Source organism: Streptomyces orinoci, from assembly GCF_003121295.1.
In the GTDB taxonomy this organism is placed as follows: Bacteria; Actinomycetota; Actinomycetes; order Streptomycetales; family Streptomycetaceae; genus Streptomyces; species Streptomyces orinoci.
This window is the reverse complement of sequence record NZ_PHNC01000027.1, coordinates 1-2,151: the sequence shown is the minus strand read 5'-3', so window position 1 is coordinate 2,151 and position 2,151 is coordinate 1. Positions and strand designations below refer to the sequence as shown.

Genomic DNA, 2,151 nt, shown 5'->3' with positions numbered 1-2,151 from the left:
TCCGGGTGGTGGGGGTCCAGCACTCCGTCAACTCCCAGCAGGCGCAGCAGGTCCCGTTGGGCGGGGGTGTCCGCGGTGGCGATCACCCGGGCGCCGCGCTGGTGGGCCAGCCGCGCCGCGGCCAGCCCGGTGCCGCCCGTGGCATGGTGCAGCAGCAGGGTCTCTCCGGGGGCCAGGCGGGCCAGCTGGTCCAGGGCACGCCGGGCGGTGAGAAAGGCGAGCGGCAGGGTGGCGGCCTCGGTGAAGGCCATGGTGTCCGGGATGCGGCCGGCCAACTGCCGCCGGGCCAGGGCGTGGTGGCCCGGTATGCCGGTGCCCAGGGCGCACACCCGGTCGCCGGGCGCCAGGTCGCGCACCGCGGAGCCGACGGCGACCACGGTGCCCGCGCACTCCAGGGCGGGCCCGGACGCCCGCCGCGCGGCACGGGGGTTGAGACCGAGGGCCCTTGCCTCGATCAGCACCTGGTGGGGTCCGGGGCCGGCGGGGCGGCCGGCCGGTGTCCAGGACGGATGGTACGAGGGCGCCGGGCGCCGTACCTCCGGGCGGTACGGGCGGTCCGGTCCGCCGGTGGTGAGCGGGGGAGTGCGGGGGCCGGTGCGTACCGTGAACCGGCCGGTGGCGGTGAGCAGCAGCTCATCAGCCCCGGTGGGATCGAGAAGCTCCAGGGCCAGCCGCCGGGCGGTTTCCGGGAGTTCCGGGTCCGCGGCCAGTGCGATGCGCCGGACGGCCACCGCCGGGTGCTCCTTGGCCAGCCAGCGGGCGGCGGCCCAGGGGGCCGCGAGTTCCGGTGCGCCGGGCGGCGCCAGGGCGGCCGGTGAGCGGGCCACCAGCCAGAGTGCGGCCACCGGTGGGGCGGCGCCGCCGGCCGTGCAGCCGGCCTGGGCGCGGGCGAAGGCGGCGAGGGAGGCGGTGCGGTGTACGGCCGATTCGGTCACCGCCTCCGGCTCCTGGGCCTTGGGCGCCGCCGTATCGTCCAGCAGCAGAACGATATGGAGGGGGTGCCGCTTGTCCTGCCAACTGCGCTGCCACTGCGCGGTTTTGTCCGCCGGGCGTGTACGGCAGACGCTCGCCGCGCCCGACTCGGTGAGCAGAGCGGCAAGTTGACGGGCCAGGGGGTCGTCGGGGCGCTCGGCCGCCAGGATCCAGTGCGCCGCACCGGAGGGCAGCGCGGGCGGGGGCGGTGCGGTGAGAGCGGCGGCGGGCGGGCGCCGGGCGAGGAGGACGGAGGACTCCTCGGTGCCGATGGCGTGGGCCACGGCGAAGCCGCAGTCGGTCAGCAGGTCCTGCCAGGCCGGGGCGGACAACAGGGGTGAGGAGAAGCGCAGTTCGGAGTCGGTGAAGGACCAGAAGTCCGGCCGCAGGCCCCGCCAGAGGACCGTGGCGCGCAGGTCGTGCGGCTCCACGCCGATCAGCAGGCCGCCGGGGATCAGCAGCCCGGCCAGCGCGGTGACGGTCCGGCGGAGGTCGCGGGCCGGGTGCAGGCTCTGATGGGCGAGCACCAGGTCGAAGGAGCGGTTGGCATAACCCTGTCCGCCCGGGTCCAGGTCGGGGTCGAAGGGGCGGTGCTCGATGAGCCCGTGCCCGGCAAAGCGGTGGCGGGAGCGGCGCAGGAAGCCGGCGGAGGCGTCGGTGACCAGGTACTCGGTACGTTCCGGCGGCAGGAACTCCAGGAGTTTCCCGGTGAGTTCCAGGGTGCGGGCGCCGACTTGGAGGATGCGCAGGGGACGGTCCGGCGGCCAGTCGGTGAGTATCGAGGAGACCAGGGCGGCGATGGTGTCGAGATGGGAGCCGGAGACGGGTTCGGCGGCGAAGGATTCGGCCAGGTGGCGGTCGGCCCCGGCGAACAGCAGGTCATGGGGGGAGCGGTCGCCGCGCAGCAGCTCGGGCAGATGCCGGCCGCAGTATGCGTAGAGGGTCAACTGCTGGGCGAGAGCGGGGTGTTCCCGGAGTGCGTCACGCAGGGCGCGTGAGGCGTCGGCCTGCCCGGTGAGCTGCCAGCGGGGCGGGGTGCCCGCCAGGGGGGCCAGCACCTGGTGCTCGGCCGAGATGGCCAGCAGCACCTTCATCAGCCGGGTGTGGGTGGCGGCCATGCCCGCGCAGGCCAGATCGTCCAGGGTGAAGGGCTCGGTGGGGTCCCGGGCGGCCTGGCGG

General features: G+C 75.6%; 1 protein-coding gene. It reads right to left on the bottom strand.

Going from position 1 to position 2,151, the window contains the following annotated elements; translation table 11 throughout:
- Positions 1-2,151: methyltransferase (locus CV755_RS36710; RefSeq protein ID WP_153068673.1), on the bottom strand; the 2,151-nt coding region annotated here is incomplete at both ends.